Source organism: Novosphingobium sp. JCM 18896 (genome assembly GCF_025938095.1).
Lineage (GTDB): Bacteria > Pseudomonadota > Alphaproteobacteria > Sphingomonadales > Sphingomonadaceae > Novosphingobium.
The window spans coordinates 759,311-779,059 of sequence record NZ_JAPCZF010000001.1 but is presented as its reverse complement, the minus strand read 5'-3'; the positions used below and the strand labels follow the sequence as shown (position 1 = coordinate 779,059).

General features: G+C 67.2%; 15 protein-coding genes. 5 read left to right on the top strand and 10 right to left on the bottom strand.

The annotated features are described in order from the left end of the window. Position 1: 1 nt before the first annotated feature. The 4 genes from OLX23_RS03750 to OLX23_RS03735 all read right to left on the bottom strand — a co-directional run bounded on the left by OLX23_RS03750 (position 2) and on the right by OLX23_RS03735 (position 4,521). Positions 2 to 2,260: a xanthine dehydrogenase family protein molybdopterin-binding subunit gene (locus tag OLX23_RS03750; protein WP_264443172.1), complete on the bottom strand. Its 2,259-nt coding sequence runs from the start codon at positions 2,258 to 2,260 to the stop codon at positions 2 to 4. Then, a complete protein-coding gene (locus OLX23_RS03745; protein WP_264443171.1) occupies positions 2,257 to 2,748 on the bottom strand; it encodes a (2Fe-2S)-binding protein in 492 nt (163 codons plus the stop codon). Before OLX23_RS03745 ends, OLX23_RS03750 begins: the two co-directional genes overlap by 4 nt. Continuing rightward, on the bottom strand, positions 2,745 to 3,626 hold the full coding sequence (locus tag OLX23_RS03740) for an FAD binding domain-containing protein (RefSeq protein WP_264443169.1): 882 nt from the start codon (positions 3,624 to 3,626) through the stop codon (positions 2,745 to 2,747). The genes OLX23_RS03745 and OLX23_RS03740 overlap by 4 nt, the downstream gene beginning before the upstream one ends. A 94-nt stretch (positions 3,627 to 3,720) precedes the next feature. Further along, a complete protein-coding gene (locus OLX23_RS03735) occupies positions 3,721 to 4,521 on the bottom strand; it encodes an SDR family NAD(P)-dependent oxidoreductase (RefSeq protein WP_264443168.1) in 801 nt (266 codons plus the stop codon). 82 nt (positions 4,522 to 4,603) lie between these two features. On the opposite strand from OLX23_RS03735, the gene OLX23_RS03730 reads away from it, so the two are divergent. Next, positions 4,604 to 5,794: a DUF1214 domain-containing protein gene (locus tag OLX23_RS03730; RefSeq protein ID WP_264443167.1), complete on the top strand. Its 1,191-nt coding sequence runs from the start codon at positions 4,604 to 4,606 to the stop codon at positions 5,792 to 5,794. After that, on the top strand, positions 5,794 to 6,618 hold the full coding sequence (locus OLX23_RS03725; protein ID WP_264443730.1) for an SDR family NAD(P)-dependent oxidoreductase: 825 nt from the start codon (positions 5,794 to 5,796) through the stop codon (positions 6,616 to 6,618). The genes OLX23_RS03730 and OLX23_RS03725 overlap by 1 nt, the downstream gene beginning before the upstream one ends. Positions 6,619 to 6,840: 222 nt before the next feature. Here OLX23_RS03725 and OLX23_RS03720 read toward each other — a convergent pair whose 3' ends face one another. The 6 genes from OLX23_RS03720 to OLX23_RS03695 all read right to left on the bottom strand — a co-directional run bounded on the left by OLX23_RS03720 (position 6,841) and on the right by OLX23_RS03695 (position 16,810). Beyond that, positions 6,841 to 9,072, bottom strand: a complete 2,232-nt coding sequence (locus OLX23_RS03720; RefSeq protein WP_264443166.1) for a TonB-dependent receptor — start codon at positions 9,070 to 9,072, stop codon at positions 6,841 to 6,843. Between the two features lie 261 nt (positions 9,073 to 9,333). Further along, positions 9,334 to 10,254 carry an acyl-CoA dehydrogenase family protein gene (locus tag OLX23_RS03715; protein ID WP_264443165.1) on the bottom strand — a complete coding sequence of 307 codons (921 nt, stop codon included), beginning with the start codon at positions 10,252 to 10,254 and terminating at the stop codon, positions 9,334 to 9,336. Next, on the bottom strand, positions 10,254 to 11,399 hold the full coding sequence (locus OLX23_RS03710) for an acyl-CoA dehydrogenase family protein (protein WP_264443164.1): 1,146 nt from the start codon (positions 11,397 to 11,399) through the stop codon (positions 10,254 to 10,256). The genes OLX23_RS03715 and OLX23_RS03710 overlap by 1 nt, the downstream gene beginning before the upstream one ends. A gap of 272 nt (positions 11,400 to 11,671) precedes the next feature. Further along, positions 11,672 to 13,996, bottom strand: a complete 2,325-nt coding sequence (locus OLX23_RS03705; RefSeq protein WP_264443163.1) for a TonB-dependent receptor — start codon at positions 13,994 to 13,996, stop codon at positions 11,672 to 11,674. A gap of 170 nt (positions 13,997 to 14,166) precedes the next feature. Beyond that, positions 14,167 to 14,940, bottom strand: coding sequence for an SDR family NAD(P)-dependent oxidoreductase (locus tag OLX23_RS03700; RefSeq protein WP_264443162.1), 774 nt, complete (start codon positions 14,938 to 14,940; stop codon positions 14,167 to 14,169). A 154-nt stretch (positions 14,941 to 15,094) separates the two neighbouring features. Beyond that, complete coding sequence (locus tag OLX23_RS03695) at positions 15,095 to 16,810, bottom strand: FAD-dependent oxidoreductase (protein WP_264443161.1); 1,716 nt, start codon at positions 16,808 to 16,810, stop codon at positions 15,095 to 15,097. 185 nt (positions 16,811 to 16,995) lie between these two features. Between OLX23_RS03695 and OLX23_RS03690 the strand changes: the two genes are divergently transcribed. Genes OLX23_RS03690 through OLX23_RS03680 form a run of 3 tightly spaced genes read left to right on the top strand, consistent with a single transcriptional unit; the run spans position 16,996 to position 19,581 of the window. After that, complete coding sequence (locus OLX23_RS03690) at positions 16,996 to 17,310, top strand: Rieske (2Fe-2S) protein (protein WP_264443160.1); 315 nt, start codon at positions 16,996 to 16,998, stop codon at positions 17,308 to 17,310. 46 nt (positions 17,311 to 17,356) lie between these two features. Continuing rightward, positions 17,357 to 18,559 (top strand): acyl-CoA dehydrogenase family protein, encoded by a 1,203-nt coding sequence (locus tag OLX23_RS03685; RefSeq protein WP_264443159.1) that lies wholly within the window; start codon positions 17,357 to 17,359, stop codon positions 18,557 to 18,559. Beyond that, positions 18,556 to 19,581, top strand: coding sequence for an acyl-CoA dehydrogenase family protein (locus OLX23_RS03680; protein ID WP_264443158.1), 1,026 nt, complete (start codon positions 18,556 to 18,558; stop codon positions 19,579 to 19,581). Before OLX23_RS03685 ends, OLX23_RS03680 begins: the two co-directional genes overlap by 4 nt. Positions 19,582 to 19,749: the final 168 nt, after the last annotated feature.

The window sequence follows — 19,749 nt, the reverse complement described above, 5'->3', positions numbered from 1 at the left end:
GCTACTCCGCCGCGCGCAGCAGGCCGTAGACGCGGTCGGGGCTGATCGGCAGGTCGTGCATGCGGATCCCCGTCGCGCGGCTGACCGCGTTGCCGACCGCGGCCAGCGGCGGCACGATCGGCACCTCGCCGACGCCCTTGACGCCATAGGGATGCGCGGGGTTCGGCACTTCGACCATGACCGTATCGATCATCGGCATGTCCGAGGCGACGGGCATGCGATAGTCGAGGAAGCCGGCGTTATCGAGCTTGCCCGAGCGGTCGTAGACATAGGCCTCGTTGAGCGCCCAACCGATGCCCTGCACAGCCCCGCCCTGCATCTGCCCCTCGACGTAGTCGGCATGGATCGCGCGGCCGACGTCCTGGACCACGGTGTAGCGCTTGACGAGGACGTGGCCGGTCTCGCGATCGACCTCGGTGTCGCAGATGTGCACGCCGAAGCCGGGCAGGAAGTCGTGCGGATCGACCACGGCCTCGGCCGAGATCGGCCCGCCGGTGGTGCCGGTCTTCGCGGCGATCTGGGCCAGAGTCAGGCGCTGGTCGCCATGCACCGCGGTGCCGTCTTCCCAGGTCACGGCGGCGACGTCGACGCCCCAGGTCCGCGCGGCGCGGTCCTTGAGCTGTTCGATCACGCCCTCGGTCGCCTGGATCACCGCCTTGCCCGTGGCGAAGGTCGTCCGGCTGCCGCCGGTGACCATCGAGAAACCGATCGACGAGGTGTCGGCGATCGTCACGCGGACTTTCTCGTAGGCGACGCCCAGGGTCTCGGCCGCCATGATCGCCATTGAGGCGCGGCTGCCGCCGATGTCGGGGCTGCCCTCGGTGACGAGCACCGAGCCGTCCTCGCCGAGCTTGACCGAAGCGGTCGACGGGCCGCCGTAATTGCCCCAGGCGCCACAGGCGACGCCGCGGCCCTGGCCGGGTGCAACGGGGGACGACCAGTGCGGGTGGGCCTTGGCCGCCTCCAGCGCCTCGGCATAGCCGATCGCGCCAAGCGGCACACCCGAGGCCGAGGGCTCGCCCGGATGGACGATGTTCTTGAGCCGCAGGTCGATCGGATCGATGCCGAGCCTGGCCGCGAGTTCGTCCATCGCGCTCTCGACCGCAAAGTTGATCTGCGGCGCGCCCGGCGCACGATAAGCGTGCATCGTCGGAATGTTGCTGAGCACGTTCCAACCGACGATCGAGGCATTGGGCACGCGGTAGTGGCCCACCGCGCCGCCGACGCCCGAATAGACCTCGTTGGCCCCCGGGAAGGCGCCGCCGTGGTACTTGAGCTCGATCTCGGCCCCCACCAAGGTGCCGTCGGCCGCCGCGCCCAGGGTGATATCGATCACCGCGCCCGGTGCCGGGCCGGTCGAGCGGAAGATGTCGGTCCGCTTCATCGTCAACCGCACCGGCCGCCCTGCCTTGCGCGACAGCAGCATGGCGACGGGTTCGAGATAGACCGTGGTCTTACCGCCGAAGCCGCCGCCGATCTCGAGCGGGTGGACACGGACGCTGGCGATGTCGATCTGCAGGATGCCCGCAGTCATCGCGCGGATCGCGAAGTGCCCCTGGCTCGAACACCAGATCTGGGCCTGACCGTCGGCATTCCACTGCGCAACGCAGGCGTGCGGCTCGATATAGCCCTGGTGCACGGGCTGCAGCGTGAAGCGACCGGTGAAGCTCGCGGCCGCGCCGGCGATCGCCGCCTTGGCGTCGCCGCGCTCGATCGCGAAACGCATCGAGGCGTTCGAGGGCTTGGTCGGCTTCTCCGCGAGGCCCTGGGTGAACACGTCGTCGTGCAGCACCGGCGCGTCCTCGGCCAGCGCGTCCTCGATGGCGATGACGTGCGGCAGCACCTCGTAATCGACCTCGATCAGCTTGAGCGCCGCTTCGGCCACGGCATGGCTGGTCGCGGCGACCGCGGCAACGGCCTGGCCTTCGTAGAACACCTTGCCGATCGCCATGCACTTCTGCGCGACCCAGCGCAGGTTCGAGGCGCTTTCGGCACCGGCGACGAGCTTGTCCGCCGCCTGCGGAAAATCCTGGCCGGTGACGACGGCCTTCACACCCGCGAGCGCCTCGGCCTTCTTCGTGTCGATGCCGCGGATGCGTGCGTGCGGATGCGGGCTGCGCAGCACAGCGCCCTGGAGCATGCCGGGCGAGACGTGGTCAGGTCCATAGATCGCCTTGCCGGTGACCTTCTCGACCCCGTCGGGACGGACGGGACGGGTGCCGACGAGACGGAACTGCTGCTTGTTTTCAGGCGCGTTCATGCCGCGGTCCTCCTGTCCTGACGCAGCTCGGCCGCGGCGTCCATCACCGCGCGCACGATCTTGTCGTAGCCCGTGCAGCGGCAGAGATTGCCCGCCAGCCAATAGCGCACCTCGGTCTCGCTCGGATCCGGATTGTGGTCGAGCAGTGCCTTGGATGCGACGATGAAGCCCGGCGTGCAGAAGCCGCACTGGAGCGCGCCGTGTTCGAGGAACTGGCGCTGGATCGGATGGAGCTGGTTGCCTTCGGCGACGCCCTCGATCGTGCTGACCTGGCGCCCCTCGGCCTCCGGTGCGAGGACCAGGCACGAGCAGACCATCTTGCCGTCGAGCACGACGGTGCAGGCGCCGCAGTCGCCCGAGCCGCAGCCTTCCTTGCTACCGGTCAGGTCCATCTCCTCGCGCAGCGCGTCGAGTAGCGAGGTGTCGGGATCGCAGAGGAACTGCTGCGGGTCGCCGTTGACCGTGGTGGATACGAGAAGCTTGCTCATGCCTGACTCCGGCCCTGATTTTTATGCGCGCGTTCGAGCGCGATCTTTGCGGTGCGCTTGACCAGCACGCCGGCCATGGCGGTGCGGTATTCGGCGGTGCCGCGCTTGTCGTCGATCGGCCGGCAGGCGGCGCGCACGGCATCGGCGGCGGCTTCGAGCGCGGCATCGTCGAGCTTGCCGCCGATCAACGCGGCGCCCGCGGCTTCGACGAGGACGACCGTGGGCGCGACGGCGCCGATCGCCACGCGCGCCGCGGTGCAGACACCGCCGGCACCGAGCACCAGACTCACCCCGGCACCGACCACGGCGATGTCCATCTCGCTCCGCGGGATCGAGCGCAGGTAGGCATCGGCGCCGAGTTGTGCCGGCAAGCGAATCTCGACCAGCACTTCGCCGGGCGCGAGCGAGGTCTTGCCCGGCCCCGCCGGGATCGCCTCGACCGGCACCTCGCGCTGACCGTTCGGGCCGGCGACGAGGCAGGTCGCACCGGCGGCGACCAGCGCGGGCACGCTGTCGGCTGCGGGCGAGGCGTTACAGAGGTTGCCCGCCATGGTCGCGCGATTGCGTACCTGGACCGAGCCGATCAGGTTGGCCGCCTCGACCACGCCGGGCCAGGCCGCAGCCAGCGCCGCGTCGTCCTTGAGCGCGGTGCACGGCGTCGCCGCGCCGATGGCGAAACCGCCACCGGGCAGCGCGCGGATGCCGGACAGGCCGGCGATACGCTTGAGATCGACGATCGCGCTGGGCGCGTTGCGGCCCGAGCGCATCTGCACGATCAGGTCGGTGCCCCCGGCAAGCGGCCGCGCGCCGGCGTCACCCGCCAGCAGCGCCACCGCCTGCTCTATCGTCTCAGGGGCATGATAGGCTGGCGACGACATTCAGACTCCCTCGTATTTTGAGGTCTAAACATCGTCCTCCAACCGGATTCGTCAATGCCGGAATGCGGCAGAGCCTTGCCTGATCGTCTCAGCCTTAGGCGGTGACGTAGCCGCCATTGAGCGGATAGGTCTGCCCCGTGATCCACGAGGCCGCGTTCGAGCACAGGTAGGTCACCAGGGTGGCGACGTCCTGCGAACGGCCGTAGCGGCGCACGATGTAGTTCGAGAGCTGCTTCTTGGCGTGATCGCTCTTCTCGAATTCCTCGAGCTGTTCCTGCGGCATGTCGGGCATCAGCGACGACAGCGACACGGCGTTGCAGGTGATGCCGTGGCGGCCGACTTCCTTGGCGATCGAGCGGACGAAGCCGTTGGCGCCGGCCTTGGCCGCGGCATAGACCGCGAGCTTGGGCTCGCCGGTGCGGCCCGAGTCCGAGACGATCGTGACGATGCGGCCCTTCTTGGCCTCGACCATCGCCGGGATGATCGCGTGGCAGCAGTTGAGCACGCCGTAGAGATTGGTGCCGAGATAGCGCGGCCAGGCCTCGGGATCTTCCTCCCAGAAGTTCAAGGTCGGCCGCAGCGAGCCGCCCGGGCCCGCCATGCCGGCATTGTTGACCAGCACCGTGATCGGGCCGAGTTCAGCCGTCGCCTTGGCCACGGCGGCGCGCACGGCTTCGAGGTCGGAAACGTCGAAGGGCACGGCCACGGCCGGCACGCCGGTCGCGCGGATTTCCGCGGCCACGGCCTCGGCACGTTCGGCAACGAAATCGTTCACCGCGACGCCGCCGCAATTGTGCCGCGCCAGCTCCAGCGCAATCGCGCGGCCCGCGTTCTGGCCTGCGCCCGTCACCAGGGCCACCTGGCCGCCCAGATCGATCATGTCCTCTCCGCTCATACTCTATCCTCCATTTACAGTCCGATTAGATAGTGCTTACCATCTAGGCAAGCGAGTCCCACATCGCCGAGAGGATGTTTCCATGACCCAAAGCACTGGTGGACAGATCGGCCCGCTGTCGCAGTACCTCCAACCGCTGGAGGAGGCTGTCAACGAGATCGCGAACACCTGGCGCCCCGACGACCCGCAATATCGCGCTGACGTCTATCGCCAGATCATGATGCAGCTGTCCTACGGCTATTTCGCCTTCTTCCACGCCGATCCCGAGCATCCCGACTGGGCACCGCTGTGGAACCCCGTCTACACCCTGCAGCCCAACCCCGACGACATCTACCTCTACGCGCCGATCTCCAGCGACTACAGCTACAAGATCAGCGGCGACCGCGGTTCGGTGTTCATGATCACCTTCACCACGGCGCTGAGCTCGGCCGGGCTGCCCTGGGAAAACGACCTCGTCGGCACCTATTACAACGACATCGACAGCGGCGACCTGCAGGTCGAGCCCGACGGCAGCTTCGAACTGCTGGTCAGCACCGAGAAGCCGGCGGGCTATACGGGCAACTGGCTGAAGATCGCGCCGGGCGCGCGCGTGTTGATGACGCGCTATCGCAGCTACGACTGGGTCAACGAGGTCGATCCACGCATGTCGATCGAATGCCTGAACCCCAAGGGATTGAAGGCACGACTGACGCCCGACGAAATCCTCGAGCGGATCGATCACATGGCGCGGATGCCCGTGCGCGCGACCAAGCTGTTCTACGCCATGCAAAACGCGGTGAAGGCCAATGTCGGCGTCAACGTGTTCGAGCCGGCGGTCTACGGCGGATCGTTCACCCGCCAGGTCTATCTCCCTGCGGTCTACGAGTTCGAGCCCGGCGAGGCGCTGATCGTCGAGACCGACCTGCCGGCGCAGCGCCGCTACTGGAACTGGCAGCTCAACGATCCCTATTTCAACGCCACCGAATACGTCTACCGCCTGTCGAGCACCAACGGCCACTTCGCCCATGTCGCCTCGGACGGGCGGTTCTATGCCGTGGTCGCGCAGGAGGACCCGGGCGTGCCGAACTGGCTCGACGCGGCGGGCTTCTACCAGGGTACGATCTACGGCCGCTGGTACGACTGCGACAGCCACCCGGTGCCGACGATGAAGCGCGTGAAGCTCTCCGAGATCCGCGATCACCTGCCCGCGGACACGCCCAAGGTGACGCCGGAAGAGCGTGCCGAGGAGCTGCGCCAGCGCGTAAGGGCCTGCCAACGCCGGAGACGCTGGTGATGCTCGAAGGCTTCGATCTCAGCGGCCGCGTGGCCGTGGTCACCGGCGGCGGCACGGGCATCGGCGGCGCGACTGCGCGACTGCTGGCCGAGCGCGGCGCCGACATTATCCTCGCGGGGCGGCGCATCGAGAAACTCGAGGTCATGGCCGAAGCGATCCGCGCGGACACCGGACGGCGCGTGCTCAGCGTCGCGACCGACGTGCGCAAGCCCGAGGCCTGCAAGGCGCTGATCGAGGCGACCGTGGCCGAGTTCGGCCGGCTCGACGTGCTGGTCAACAACGCCGGCGGCGCGCACGGCCATGTCGGGCTCCACCGCATGGACCTCGCCAAGTGGGACCGCGACATCCAGCTCAACCTCAGCGCCGCGCAATATTGCGCGCAGGCGGCCTTCCCGCATCTGCGGCGGACCGGTGGCTGCGTGGTCAACGTCTCGTCGATGGCCGGGGTCAACGGCACCCAGGGCGTCGGCGCCTATTCGGCGGCCAAGGCCGGACTGCAGATGCTGACCAAGGTCATGTCGGCCGAATGGGGACCGAGCGGCATCCGCGTCAACTGCGTCGCCCCGGGCATGACCGCGACCGAGGCCGCCGAACTCGGCTGGGACAAGCGCGGCTTCGACGCCGCCGCGGTCGCCAAGTCGGCCTTCTCGCTGGGCCGCTACGGCACGATGCGCGAGGTGGCCCAAGCGATCGTGTTCTTCGCCAGCGACGCCGCCTCCTACATCACCGGCGAGACCCTGGCCGTCGGCGGCGGCGCCAAGCTCGGCGGCATGATCAACGTCGAGGATGACGAGGAACTCGGGACCTTGCTGACGAAGGCGTGAGGGGGCGGCGCAGGTCGGTCGGCAACTCAACCGTTACCGCCACCGCACCAAAACCCGTCATCCCCGCGAAGGCGGGGATCCATCTCCTCAGTTCTCCGAAGGCACCGCAGTGCGATCCGAAAGTTCGGGTAATGGATCCCCGCCTTCGCGGGGATGACGAACAAAGGTGCCGTCGAACGGGGAGAGGGTCAGCATATCCCTCCCCCCGCTACTAGCCGTTCCTCAGAAATCGAACTTCAGGCTCACGCCGTAGGTCCGCGGCGGTGCGTATTCGCTGTGGTCGCCGGTCGTGCCGCCGACGCCGGTCTGGTAGTAGCGCTCGTCGAACATGTTGTTGCCCCAGAGCTCGATGCCCCAGTTCTTGTTCGGCCGCAGCTCGAACGACAGGTTCACGACGTCGTAGGCGCCCTGCGACAGGCGGTTGTCGGCCTCGAAGAATATCCGGCTGGAGTGGTTCCACAGCGCGTTGAAGATCACCTCGGCATCGTTGCCCAGGTTCTTGCGCCAGTTCAGGCTGACGGTCGAGGCGAAGGTCGGCGAGAGCGGGGTCTTGTTGCCCGTGGCATCGCCGAAGCAGTTGATGCCGCCGCCCGTCGCCGGGCCCGTCGACTGCCCCGCCGGACGCGCGCGGCCGGCCGGTTGGCCGGTCGTGCAGACCGCCGGGCTCTGATAGGTGAACTGCGCGCCGGGGAAGTCGGTGAAGCGCGAATTTAGGTAGGTGCCAGAGAAGTTCAGGGTCAGGCCCTCGGCCGGCGCGATCGTCAGTTCGCCTTCGAGACCGTCGACCTTCACCGTCGCGGCGTTGAGCAGCAGGGTGCGGCCCGGCGAAGGCTGGGCGCGGATCTGGTAGTCGTCGATCTGGTAGTGGAAGCCCGCGAGGTTGAGGCGGACCATGTTGTCGAACAACTGCGACTTGAGGCCGACCTCGAAGGCGTCGATCGTCTGCGGGCCGACCGCGGGATCGAGCGGGCTGCCCGTCGCCGCGAAGATACCCGACTTGAAGCCGCGGTTGTACGAGGCATAGACGTTGATCTTGTCGGTCAGGTCCTGGCGCAGCGCGACGCGGTAAGTGACCTTGCCCGTCGACAGCTTCTGCGCCGGCGGCGCGACCGTGACCACGCCCGTCTGGATCGTCGTCACCGTGCCCTGATAGGTGCGCTCGTCCTTGGTATAGCGCAGGCCCGCGATCAGGTGCGTGGTCGGCGTGATGTCGTAGCCCGCCTCGCCGAAGGCGGCGTAGGAATTGGTCTTCATCTCGGCGCGCGTCGAAGTGCCGTTGTTGAGCCCGCCGAAGGCCAGACCGCGCAGGGTGAAGCCGTCGACGTTGGCCTTGGCGTGGTAGTAGAACACGCCGAGCTGCCAGTTGAACGGCGTCGTCGTGGCCGAGGCCAAGCGCAGTTCCTGCTGGAACGTGTTCACCCGCGACGGCACGTAGGCGATCACCAGGCGCGACGAGGTGTAGTCGGCGTCGAACGAGGACTGGACCTTGACCCCGCGGCGCGCGGTGATGCTGGTCAAGGTGGCGAAGTCGAACTCGTGCTCGATCGTCAGCGAACCGCCGAAGGTCTGGATGTCGGCATAGCCGTTGTCGAGCGTGTTGAGGTTGTATTCGCCGGGGAAGCGATAGCCGCCGGTGCCGACGCTGCCCTTGGTCAGGTAGAACCCGTTCACGTAGTCGTTGTAGTCTTTGTAGTAATCGCCCGAGAGGACGATCTTGGTCGCGTCGCCCGGCCGCCAGACCAGCTTCGAGCGCGCGCCCCAGTACCAGCCCTTGCCGATGTCTTTGCCGGTGGCCAGGTTGGTGCCGAAGCCGTCGTTCTGATCCTTGCCGGTCAGCGCCACGTCGATGCTGACGTTCTCGCTCAGCGGCGTCGCCGCATAGAGCTGGCCCTGGACCGTATTGTAATTACCGTAGCCGACCTTGCCCTGGACCGTCGCCTCGTTGTCGGGCTCGCGCGTGATGATGTTGACCAGACCGCCCGACGAGTTGCGCCCGAACAAGGTGCCCTGCGGGCCTTTCAGCACTTCGATGCGCTGGATGTTGTTGAACTTGGTACCGGCCGAGGTCAGGTCGCCCAGGTAGACGCCGTCGACGTAGAACGCGTTCGCGCCCTCCTCGCCCACGTTGCCGCTGGTGTTGCCGACGCCGCGCATGAAGAAGATGTTCGACGGGCCCGACGAGGTCACCTGCACGCTGGGGACGATCTGGCTGATCGTCGTGGTGCCGCCGACGCCGACCGCCTGCAAGGTGTCGTTGCTGATCGCCGTGACCGAGATCGGCACGTCCTGCAGGTTTTCCTCGCGCCGCTGCGCGGTGACGACGATGTCGCCGACGCCGGTGCTCTCGACCGTCGCGGTTTCCTGCGCCTGCGCCGAAACGCCGGTCAGCGCGGTGGTGATGCAAAGCGCAAGCAGAGTGCTCGCGACGTGTCGCCGATTGGCATGCCCGCCCATATCCAAATCCCCCATTTCTCTTGTTAGGCGGGGATGCTCAGCGAGCGGGCAGGTCATGTCAAATGATGCAGAAACGCCGTTCAAGCGTTCAGCAATCGCGATTTCCCAGTATCTTACAGATGCTTAAATGAACCAGTCGGGTCCATTTTTGACATCGCGGTTCCGACACGGACAAGTGCCGTTGCTGCGGGCAATGGAGCGCAACGCGGCGAGACGGCGACTTGTGATATTCGCCGTCTCACTTCGCGCGAAATCGTCGGTTCAGTCGCCCCAGATCGCGTCCGCCGCAGCGACCGCCTGAGCGCCGCGCCCGCCGAGTTCGGCAGTCAGCAACTTGAGGCGATAGGTCCACAGGTGCAGCGGATGCTCGAGCGTCATGCCCATGGCGCCGAGGAACTGGTGGAAGTCGTAGCCCACCCGCTTCGCCGCCTCCTGCGCGTGCAGCGCCGCGAGCGCGGCATCGCCGGCGGTGCCGGTCATCGCCGCGCGCAGCGCCAGCCAGTAGACGCCGTTGGTCGCGACCTGGATCTCGGCGAGGCGGTGACGCAGCGCCTGGAAGGTGGCGATCGGGCGGCCAAACTGCTTGCGCTCGCCGACATAGGTGGTGACCGAGGCCAGCGCCGCCGCGAGCAGGCCCGCAGCCTCGGCCGCGAGTGCGCCGCGCCAGGCCGTCAGCAGTCGCTCGGAGGTGACGTCGTGGCTGCGCGTCTCGGCGGGCACGCCGGTCAGGAACGCCACCGGATAGCCGTAGAGCACTTCGTCGCCGGCCGAGCGGACGTGCTCTTCGCCGGCGGTAAAGCTGCGAACACTACCCTCACCCACGACCACGACGGTCGCGCCGGGCTTGAGGAAGCGCACGGGCTTGCGCAGCGAGCCTTCCTCGACGAGGCACAGCGGCCGCGGCAGTTCGGGATCGAGCAAAGGACGCACCAGCGCCGAGGCCGCCGCCTCGACCGCGAAAGGCAGCCGCGCCAGCTTCTCGACCACCAGCGCCGCGGTGACCGCGCCGAGTTCTTCCATCGCCATCACGTCGAGGAAACCGCCCTCGACCAGCTCGGCGTCGAGCGCGTCGCTGGTCAGCGCGAAGGAGACGTCGTGCATCGGGACGGCGGCATAAGGCCGCGTCAGGCTGTCGATGAAGTCGAGGATCTGGGTCTGGTCTTCGGACAGGGACAGAAGCATCAGCGCGGCTCCCGCGGCAGTTGAAGAACATCGGAAGCGATGATGTTGAGCTGGATCTCGGCCGCGCCCGAAGCGATGCCCGCGACGATGCCGCGCTGGTGGTGCATCTGCAGGAAGGCCGACTGACCGGCGAGTGCTTCGGGCACATATTCGACCACGAACTCGCTGACCGCACGCTCGGCCTGGACCGTGGCGTAGCGCGCCGACGAGCTCTCGGGACCGACCGTGCCGCCATCGACGCGCTTCTGGACGATCGCGTAGATCGCCGTGCGCGCCGCTTCGCAGAGCGCGGCGCAACGCGCGGCCTCGGCCTTGACCGTCTCGCGGGTGAATTCACCGTTCGCCTTGAGAATGCCGACCGCGCGGTCGAGCGCTTCGCGCGCCAGGTGATAGCGCGGAATGCCCAGGCGTTCGTTGGTCAACGAATAACCGATGATCTCCCAGGCCTGGCCTTCCTCGCCGAAGCGCTGGCCGACGGGGACGATGACGTCGTCGAAGAACACCTCGTGGATGTCGCCCTCGCCGATCAGGCTCGGGATCTGGCGCACGGTGATGCCCGGCGTGTCCATCGGCACGAGCAGGATGGTGATGCCCTTCTTGCGATCGTCGCTGGTGCGCGTCAGCAGGAAGCAGGTGTCGGCGAGGCCGGCGTAGGAGGTCCAGATCTTCTGGCCGTTGACCTTGTAATGGTCACCCTCAAGCTCGGCGCGGGTGCGCAGCGAGGCGAGGTCCGAACCCGAATTCGGCTCGGAGAAGCCCTGGCACCAGAGCATCTCGCCCGCCGAGATCTGCGGCAGATACTTCGCCTTCTGCGCCTCGGTGCCGTACTTCAGCATCGTCGGGCCGATCCAGTTGACGTTCATGTACTGGCCGCCGCGCGGCTCGCCGTACTCCCACATCACTTCGGCCAGGATCTGCTGCTCCCAGGGCCCCAGCCCCTCGCCGCCGATGTCCTTGGGCCAGTGCGGGAACAGCATGCCGTTCTCGGCCAGCTTGCGACAGAAGCCGCGCGCGAACTCCGTCAGCGCCGGCGAGGCCGGGCCGTGCTTGGAGAATTCCTCCCAGTCCTCGGGCAGGTTCGCCGCGAGGAAGTCGACCAGCTTGCGGCGGAACGCCTGCTGCTCGTCGGTCCATTCGAAGTTCATGGGGCTGTCGCTCTCTCAGGTCTGCGGCCCCGTTAAACGAGAGAATGCGTTCGCGGCAAGCTGCAGCAGACGTCGTACCCCAACTCGTCGCCCCTGCGAAGGCAGGGGCCCATCTGAGCGCACAGACAGACAACTTCGTGCCCGGCTGAAAGCTCGGTTGGGCCCCTGCCTTCGCAGGGGCGACGGCCAGAGAGTGGAAGCGCGGCCCCGCCAACGAAAACGGGCCCCGGCCTTGCGACCGGAGCCCGTCTCTTACCCTGTCGGGTCTTCGCTTAGCGGATCTTGCCGCTGAACGAGACGCCGAAGATGCGCGGCTCGTTGTAGACGGCCGCCATGTAGTTCTCGATCACGCCCTTGAGGTTCTTCTCGTTGGTGATGTTGCGCGCGAAGGCCGCAAACTCCCACGACTTGTCGGCACCGGTGATGCCGATCTTCAGGCCGCCCTCGAAGTTGTTCTTCGAGTAGAACTCCTTGGTCTTGTAGAGCACGAAGTTCGTATAGCCCTGGGCGTTCCAGTCGGTGGCGATGAAGAAGCTGCCCGAGTTGCCGACGGGGATGTCGTAGCGCGCGGCGAAGTTCAGGTTCCACTTCGGCGCGTTGGGCAGCGGGTTGCCGTCGATCGAGGCGAAGACGGTCGGCGCGCCGAACACCGGACGCGTGATCGTCGGATCCTCGACCGTGCAGACCACGACGCCGTTGAGCGCGCAGACCTGCGCATAGACGCGGCTGTCCTTGATCTTGGTGTGCAGCAGGCTGCCACCCAGCGACAGCGACAGGTTGTCGATCGGCAGGAACTCGATCTCGGCCTCGGCGCCATAGGCATCGGCCTTGTCGGCGTTGAACAGGACGCCGTTGCCGTCCGAATCGTTGCCGTTGAGCTGGATGTCGTTGACGCGCCAGTAGAACGCGCTGGCGTTGAAGCGCAGGCGGTTGTCGAGCAGCTGGCTCTTGAAGCCGACCTCACCCGAGGTGATCGTTTCCGAATTGGCCGTGGTGAAGGCCGAACCGAACACGGCCGAGCGGCCCTGGATCGTCGGGCCGCGGAAGCCGCGCGCGACGCGGGCATAGACGCTCGCCTCGTCGCTGAGCTTGTAGAGCGCCGAGAGATCCCAGCTCGGCTCCTTGCCGGTCAGGCTGACGTCGCGCGACGCCGTCGCCGGGAAGTTCACCGTCGAGCCCGTGCTCGCCACCTTGATCAGCTGGGTGCGCTTCTTGTCCTCGGTATAGCGCACGCCGCCGGTGATCGTCAGGCGATCGCCGATCTCGTAGCTGGCCTGGCCGAACAGCGCCCACGAGGTATTGACGTTGTGCAGACGCACCCAGTTCTCGGGGTTGTTGGTCTGGGCGTTGGTCGCGCTGAACGGTGCGGTCAGGAAGTAGCGACGCTGGTAGAAGTCGGTGATGTCGCGGCTGTCGAAGTAGTAGCCGCCGACCTGCCACTTGAACGGGCCGTCGCCGGTGCTGGCGAGGCGCAGTTCCTGCGTCCACTGGTCGAGATCGCGGATCTGGCCCTGCGACTGGCCGTAGCCGTTGGGCAGGCCGCCGACCGGGAAGTTCACCGCGGCGCCGCCGTCGGTGTCGCCGCGGCTATAGCCGGCCGTGTGCTCGTAGGCGGTGATCGAGGTCAGCTCGACGTCGCCGAAGTTCCAGGCCAGACGCGCCGAGGCACCCTGGGTCTTATAGGCCTGCGGGTTGTTCTGCGCTTCGTCGAAGGCGACGCGATCGCGCGGAGCGGTGCTCTCGTTCGAGCCCTTGGTCAGCGCGCCGCGCAGGAACAGGGTCGAGGTGCCGTCATAATCGCGGACATGGCCCGAGAGCAGCAGCGAGAGATCCTCGGTCGGCGTGACGAGGACCTGCAGGCGGGCGTTGAGATCGTCGAAGCCGCCCATCGTGTTCTTCGCGGGCGAGACCGTGCCGTCGAGGCTCGGGCCGGTGTAGGTGTTGTCGACGTAGTCCTCGCGGTGCTGCGCGAGCACCGACAGGCGCACGGCGACCTTGTCGGCGACGATCGGGCCACCGACGCCAGCGTCGAGGTTGACGCTGTTGTAGGTGCCGTAGGACAGCGAGGCGCGGCCCTGGAGGTCCATGGTCGGACGGATCGTGTCGAACTTGACGATGCCGGCCGTGGTGTTGCGGCCGAACAGCGAGCCCTGCGGGCCGCGCAGCACTTCGACCTGGGCGACGTCGTAGACCGGGTTGGACTTGAGCACGACGTGCTCGAGCACGACGTCGTCCTGGATGATCGAGACCGGCTGCGAGGCGCCGAGGTAGAAGTCCACGTTGCCGAGGCCGCGGATGTAGAAGCGCGGGAAGATGCGGCCCGTGGTCGATTCGACGTAGAGGCTGGGCACGCGGCCGGCGAGCGAGAGCAGCGTGTCGTCGCCGCCACCGGTGAACTGGCGCAGGTTGTCGCCGCTGACCACGCCGACCGAGACGGGAACGTCGGTCAGGTTCTCGGCGCGGCGTTCGGCGGTCACGACGATTTCGCCGAGGCCGGTATCGGCGCCGGCATCGGCGGTCTGCGCGGCGGCGATCGACGGCAGGGCCACCGTGGCGAGGCAAAGCGCCGTGAAGGCGAGTGCGGTCTGCGATTTCATGAAATTCTATCTCCGATTGATCGGAGACGGCCGTCGCGCGCCAGCGAAGGTCGGCGGGCCAGCCATCTCGGCGGCCCGCCTAGTCTTCGGCGATGTGATATCAATGACAGTTGTGTTGCAGCGCAGCATTTCCCCGCAGGGTGCCGCTTTTCAGCAACAGTCTGGAAACACTACTTTCGTTCGGCATTCACCGCTTCGGGCGCGAGGTAGCGCGTGGTCGAAATGCCGCCGTCGACCGCGATCGTCTGGCCGTTGACGAAGCCGGCCAGGTCCGAGGCGAGGAAGGCGGCCATGTTGCCGATGTCGTCGACCGTGCATTCGCCGGGGAACGGCGTCAGCTCGTGGTTGGTGCGGCGGAAGAAGTCGAGATCCCAGAACGCGTCGGTCATCTCGGTGCGCACGACGGTGGGCGCAATGTAGTTCGAGCGAATGCCCTGCGGCCCGTATTCGGCGGCCAAGGTCTGCATCAGGCCGATCTGTGCGGCCTTGACCGCCGAGTAGGCACCGCCACCCGGCGTGCCGTAGATGCCCCAGGTCGAGCCGACGAACAGGATCGACGAGCCCTGCCCCAGATGCGGCAAGGCCTCGCGCGTCAGGCGGAACGGCGCGCGCAGCGAGATGCCGAGCACTTCGTCGAGCATGTCGTCGGTGGTCGAATGGACCGGGCCGAAATTGAACGAGCCCGCGTTGTTCACCAGCATGTCGAGCCGGCCGAACTTCTCGAGCGCGTGCTCGACGATCGCCTTGGGCGCATCGGCGGCCGTGGCATCGACCGCGATCGACGAGTAGGCGATCGACGAACCCAGTTCCTCGCCGAAGCGCGCGAGCTTGCCCTCGTTGCGGCCGGTCGCGACGACCTTGACGCCCTTCGCGCCGAGCGCGCGGACGATCCCCGCACCGATCCCGCCGCCGCCGCCGGTGACGATCGCAACTTTGCCTTCCATAATCTTGCTCCTTCAATCCTCCCCGGCACGGGGAGGGGGACCGTCCGCAGGACGGTGGAGGGGGCTGTCGGTTGGCGCTGCGCTTGCCTGCGAGCCCCCTCCCCCATGCCGCTGCGCGCCATGGTCCCCCTCCCCGTTCCGGGGAGGATGAATGTTACGCCCGCTGGTTGCCCGAGCGCTCTGCAATGTCGTTTGCGGCGATGTAGCCGAAGGTCATGGCCGGGCCGATCGTCGCGCCGGCGCCCGGGTAGACGTCACCGAACGGCGTGCCCGACTGGTTGCCCGCGGCATAGAGGCCGGCGATCGGATTGCCCGCCTGGTCGAGCACGCGTGCGCGCGCATCGCAGCGCAGGCCGCCCTTGGTGCCGAGGTCGCCGTTGTTGATCGGCACGGCATAGAACGGCGCGGTGTCGATCGGACCCAGGTTGGGATTGGGCGTGACCGTGGGATCGCCGAACATCTGGTCGTAGGGGTTCATACCGCGGCCGAATTCGGGATCGATGCCGGTCTTCGAATACTCGCCGATCTTGCGGACCTGTTCCTTGACCTTGTCGACCGGCAGATGGATCTTCTTCGCCAGCTCCTCGATCGTGTTGGCGCGGAAGACGTAGTGGTCCCACCAGTCGTTGGGCACCTTGCGCTCCGGCGTATGCACGGTCGGCATCAGGCCGCCAGCGCTGAACTTGCGGCGGAACTTCGTATCGAAGATCAGCCAGCACGGCATGTTGGCGCCGGTCTTCTGATGATCGGCGACCATCGCCTGGCCGAACTGGTCGTAGCCGCAGGCCTCATCGACGAAGCGATCGCCATTACGGTTGAGCACGACCGACCACGGCCGGCCGACGTCGAAGGCGGCCTGGTGGATTTCGTGGAAGTTCGAGGCGCCGGGCATCGGCAGTTGCATAGTGGGGATCCACCAGCCCGCTTCGGTATGCTCGGTCGAGGCGCCGATCGCCTCGGCGGCGATCAGGCCCTCGCCGCGGTTGGCGTCCTCTGGGGTCGACGAATGACGGGTCAGGCCGGGGACCGGATAGAAGCGGTCGCGCAGCTCCTGGTTCCACTCGAAGCCGCCCGCGGCGAGCACGACGCCGTGGCGCGCGTTGATCGTGTACTTGCGGCCGAAGTTGCTGACCTCGACGCCGGTCACGCGGCCGGCGTCGTCGACCAGCAGGCGGTCGAGCTTGGTCTCCATGCGCAGCTCGGCACCGCGGTCGAACACGGCCTTGTAGGTCGCACCCATCAGCGCCGCGCCCGAGGTGAAGCGCTTGTCGCGGTGCGAGACCGCGCGGGTCGAACGATCCATCCAGTAGCGCGCGATGACCTTGGCGGCGACGCCGCGCCAGCCCTTCGACTGCATCATCAGGGTGAAGGTCTCGGTCAGGTCCATCGCATAGCGGCCGAACAGCTTGAAGCGGTTGTACTGCTCGCGCATCAGCGCATAGCGGTTGTCGCCGAGATCACGGCCGTCGAAGGTCGGCACGATCACCGAACGGTCGGCGCGCGCGCCGGGATTGCCCGGATAGTAGTCGGGCCAGGCGGCGGCCGCGACCTGCACGCCGGTGCCCTTGAGATATTGCAGCATCTTGGGCGCTTCATCGACGAAGGCCTCGAGCCGCTCGCGGTTGACCGGCTTGCCGATCAGGCTGTCGACGTATTGCAGGGTCGCCTCGCGGCTGTCGCCCTGGTCACCGTCGAGCTGGTGGTTGGGGATCCACATGACGCCGCCCGAGGTGGCCGAGGTGCCGCCGAACTTCTGCGCCTTCTCGACGATCAGGACCTTGAGCCCGTGATCGGCCGCACGCAGCGCCGCCATGGCACCGGCCGAGCCGGAACCCACCACGACGACGTCGAATGTCTCTGTATCCTGCACAGCCTCTCCCGCCACATATTCCGCGAATTCGCCCGCGGCATTATCTGTTGGGACAGTGCCGGAGAAATGACCGGCAGGGTAGAGCCAATTGCTTCCGCGCGCGTTTGACGGCAAGGGCGGATTGAACAGCGCGCGAGACCTCTACAGGGGCCGCGTTTCCGACCCGAAAGAGAGTACCCGAGCCGATGAGCGAAAAGACCTTCGTCGCCGTTGCCAAGCTGGACGAACTGCCCGCCGGCGCCAAGATCGTGGCCATGGCCGGCAAGGTCGAGCTGGTCCTGTGCAACACGAAGGACACGATCTTCGCAGTCGAGAACCTGTGCAGCCACGCGCACGAGAAGCTCGACTGCGGCAAGATGAAGAACGGCTGGCTCTCGTGCCCCGTCCACGGCGCGCGCTTCGATCTCGAGACTGGCCAACCGATGAACCCGCCCGCGACGATGCCGATCAAGACCTTCGAGGTCCGCGTCACCGGCGATACGATCGAAGTCGCCATTTAACGCTCCTGCGTTTGACGACCAACCCGACGCGCTGCAAGAGGCCCGCATGAGCGACACCACGCAACTCGACACCTTGCGGAACGAAGTCCGCACCTGGCTCGCCGCCCACGCCCCCACGGGCTGGCGCGAAGCCTACAAGACCATGAGCCACGCCGAGTTCGCCCAGGCGCAGCGCGACTGGTTCCAGACCCTGGTCGCCGGCGGCTATGCCGTGCCGCACTGGCCCGCGGGCCTCGCCCCCGGCGCCGGCCGCAGCCTGGCCGAGCAGAAGGTGATCTACGAGGAGCTGGCCCGCGCCGACACGCCGCGGCTGCTGCTCTCGTTCGTCTCCACCTATCACGCCGCCTCGACCTTCCTCGAATGCGGCACCGAGGAACAGAAGGCCCGCTACCTCCCCGCGATCCTCGAGGGCGAGACCTGGTGCCAGGGTTTCTCCGAACCCAACGCCGGTTCGGACCTCGCCTCGCTCAAGTGCAAGGCCGAGCGCCAGACGCGCGACGGCCAGGAAGTCTACGTGATCAACGGCCAGAAGGTCTGGTCGACGATGGCGCAATATGCCGACAAGTGCCTGCTGCTCGTGCGCACGAGCAGCGACGGCGTGAAGCAGGCGGGCATCACCTTCCTGCTGATGGACATGAAGGCGCCGGGCGTCTCGGTCCGCCCGATCGAACAGATCCAGGGCGACGAGGAATTCTGCGAGATGTTCCTCGACGACGTGGTGATCCCGGTCACCGATCGCGTCGGCGAAGAGGGCAAGGGTTGGGCCGTCAGCCAGGCGACCTTGTCGTCTGAGCGCGGCCTCACGCTGATGGAGTTGACCTACAAGATGCGCGGCGCGCTGAGCCGCGTGGCCGAACTGATCCGCAAGAACGGCTATGAGGAAGACCGCGGCGTGCTGCGCGACTTCGGCCAGCTCGTGACGCGCTGCGACGAAGCCTGCGCGATCGCCGACCGCTTCCTGCAGAACCGCATCGACGGCCACGAGGGCCTGGGCGACGCCTCGATCGTCAAGAACACCTATTCGCGCGTGCTGCGTGAGTTCACCCTGCTCGGCACGCGCCTTGGCGGGATCGACGAGCAGTACCGCGCGCCGATCGTCTATGGCGATCTCACCACGGGCAACTGGATGGCCGATTTCATGAACAGCTACGCCTGGACCATCGCCGGCGGCAGCGAGGAAGTGCAGCGCAACATCATCTCCGAGCGCATGCTCGAAATGCAGCGCGAGCCGAAGGGGTGGGTCCTGTGAGCATCGAACGCACCGAACTCCACGACGCCGCGCAGAAGGCGTTCCCGGCCGACCAGCTCAAGCCCGCGCGCGAGACGAGCTGGCCGCTGATCGCCGAGATGGGCTGGCTGCTGCTGCCGCTACCCGAAGACGCGGGCGGCCTCGGCCTCGGCCGCGACAGCTCGGCAGCGATCCACTTCGAGCTGGGCAAGGTCCTCTCGACCGCGCCGCTGATCCCGGCGCTGCTCGCCGTCCAGGCGCTCGCCGCGGCCGATGAACTCGCCGACCAGGCGAGCTGGATCGAGCGCGCCACCACGGGCGAGCTAATCACCACCAACCTGCTGCCCGCGGCGGTCGAGGTGACCAACTCGGGTTCGATCGTGCTGAGCGGCACCCTGCCCTGCGTGGCCGATGCCGATCTCGCCAGCCACGTCCTCGTACTCGCCAAGGGGCTTGCCGCGCTGGTGCCGCTCGACGCGGCCGGCGTGACTGTGACCGAGCGCAAGCTGTGGGACGAGAGCCGCCGGCTGTTCGACGTCACCCTGGCCAACCACCAGGTCGTGCCCGAACTCGTCGTCGCGCGCGGCGAGGCGGCGCACGAGATTGCCGAACGTCTGCACGGCGAACTGCAGCTCGCACTCGCGGCCGAGAGCCTTGGCGGTGCCACCGCCGCGCTCGCGATGACGATCGAATATCTCAAGACGCGCAAGCAGTTCGACCGGCCGCTGGCGATGTTCCAGGCGCTCAAGCACCGCGTCGCCGATCTCAAGACCCGCGTCGTCGCGGCCGAAGCCCTGCTGTGGAAGCGCGCGGTCGAGGCCGAGGCGACGCTCGTCGATCTCGGCGCGATCAAGGCGCTGGCCAGCGACGTCTATCGGCTCGTGGTCGAGGAAGCGATCCAGCTCCACGGCGGCATCGGCCTGACCGAGGAGCATCCGATCCACCTGTTCATGAAGCGGGCGATGCTCAACCTGCAGCTCGGCGAAAGCCTAGACACCTGGCGCGAACGCACCGGGCGGCAGGCGCTGGCGGCGTTTGCTTGAGACCACCCTCACCGCTGCGACTAATTTCGCTTCGCTCAATAAGTCTCGCTTCCTCTCCCGCCAGCGGGAGAGGGGTTAGGTAGTGCCCCTTCTCCCGCTGGCGGGAGAAGGATAGCGAAGCTTGCCGCATAAGCGGCTAGCATAGCTTGGATGAGGGTGGTGAAGCGC